1 protein-coding gene is annotated in these 1,620 nt (G+C 65.8%); it reads right to left on the reverse strand.

What is annotated here, in order from left to right; all coding sequences use genetic code 11:
* Nucleotides 1–210: 210 nt before the first annotated feature.
* Nucleotides 211–1,464 carry an IS30 family transposase gene (locus tag F8D48_RS11415; RefSeq protein ID WP_170272818.1) on the reverse strand — a complete coding sequence of 418 codons (1,254 nt, stop codon included), beginning with the start codon at nucleotides 1,462–1,464 and terminating at the stop codon, nucleotides 211–213.
* Between the last annotated feature and the right edge of the window lie 156 nt (nucleotides 1,465–1,620).

Below are 1,620 nucleotides of genomic sequence, written 5' to 3' on the forward strand. Positions count from 1 at the left end.
GGTTGATTCGCGAAGTTAGCCGAACGGCCCACTTTGCTCGGGAGCTTCGGATGCATTCTCGGACTCAGCCCAACGCCTTCACGGCGAAAAAGGATGCGTTTCGAGCGTTCGGCTGAGTCTGGAGAGCGTACACGAGCAAGGGTCCGCGAATCGGCTCCAGACCCAGCTGAACGCCTGTGGTCGGCGCGTATTCGGTTGCCTGCCTCGTCCTTAAGCCAAAGGCCCGAGCCCCCTTTCTGCCCGTTGGGCGTTCACGGCGTCGAGCGTCAGCGCGAGCGCATCGAAGGGAATCTCTTCCATCCCCAGGGCGACGCAGAGAGCATCGCGGGCTTCTTCGTCGGCGGCTCGCAGCATCCCCAAAGGGGACATGCCCATGAGGGACGGACGGGGCTGGGAGTTGACGTGCGACATCACGAAGGCGCAATCCCTCTCGGTGAGATCGTCGAAGGAGATCCCGCGACGCTTGGGCAGCATCTTGCGAAGCTCCACGTGGTTGCGCTCGCATGCGCCCTTCTGCTGGGATGCGCGCACGTCGCAGTAGTAGACTTTGCAGCGGGCATCGCCTCCGAACGCCGACGCCTCGATCGCCGCCGTGTCGGCGAACTCGACCCCGTTGTCGGTCAGGATGATGCCGAACAGGCGCTTGAACGGATGCTTTCCCATCGCGCGTTCGAGCGAGTCGAGCGCGGATGCCACCGCGCCCGACGCCTTCTTGGGCAGCAGCAGGACGGGCTGTACCTTGCACGGTCGCAGGAACAGGGTGAGCAGGCACTGCTCGTCGCGCGCCTTGCCGAGCACGGTGTCCATCTCGCACGCCCGGGCGCGCTGCTCTTCGGGCAGAGCGCAGAACGCCGCGTAGGAGCGCTCTTCTCCGTGCGAGGTCGGCCTGCGCTCGCTCTGCCCTTTGCGCGGTCTGTAGCCGACCCGCCGTCGGAAGTCCATGGGCGACATGGAGAAGTAGCCGCGCTCGGCCCAGCGGTAGAGGGTGGAGGGCGCGAGCCCCAGATGCGGCTTGGCCAGGCAGATCTGCTCGGGGGACTTGCCGTCCAGGATGGCCGAGCGGATCTCGAAGGCGATCCTCTCGAAGTCCTCCTCGCGGCGGTTGATGCCGCGCCTGGACTCCGATCGCGTCTTCTCGGAGGCGGCCTGCGCCAGGGCCGCCTTGTACTCCATGCGCTGCCTGCGCCCGCACTTCCTGGTATAGGCCGTGCAGCCGTTGCAGGTCCAGGGCCAACGCAACAGGTGAGAGCAGGAGACGTCCTCCGGATCCGACGGCACGATCTCGCCGCGGCGCTCTCCGTCCTTCCAGGTGCGGTGGCGCCTCACCTCTTCGGTCACGGCCGCGGGCGAGCGCCCGATCGACCTCGCTATCTCGCGGCAGCCCTTCCGCTTGCCCAACCCGTTCTGGATCGCTTCCCGGTCGGCCTTGTCGATGCGGCAGTAAGCCCTGTTATCGCCATCCACGATGGCCCCTTCCCGCAGGTTGGATCCGCACCGCATCCCCATGCCGCAGTGTCGGTCCTGCAAGGGCCATTCTCATACTCAGCTGAACTGTTCAGCTGAGTGCGGAGGAATCCTCGCTCTGGAAGGGGCCGTTCGGCTAACCTCGCAAATTGACTC

It is taken from the genome of Adlercreutzia muris, from assembly GCF_008831045.1.
Classification (GTDB): Bacteria; Actinomycetota; Coriobacteriia; order Coriobacteriales; family Eggerthellaceae; genus Adlercreutzia; species Adlercreutzia muris.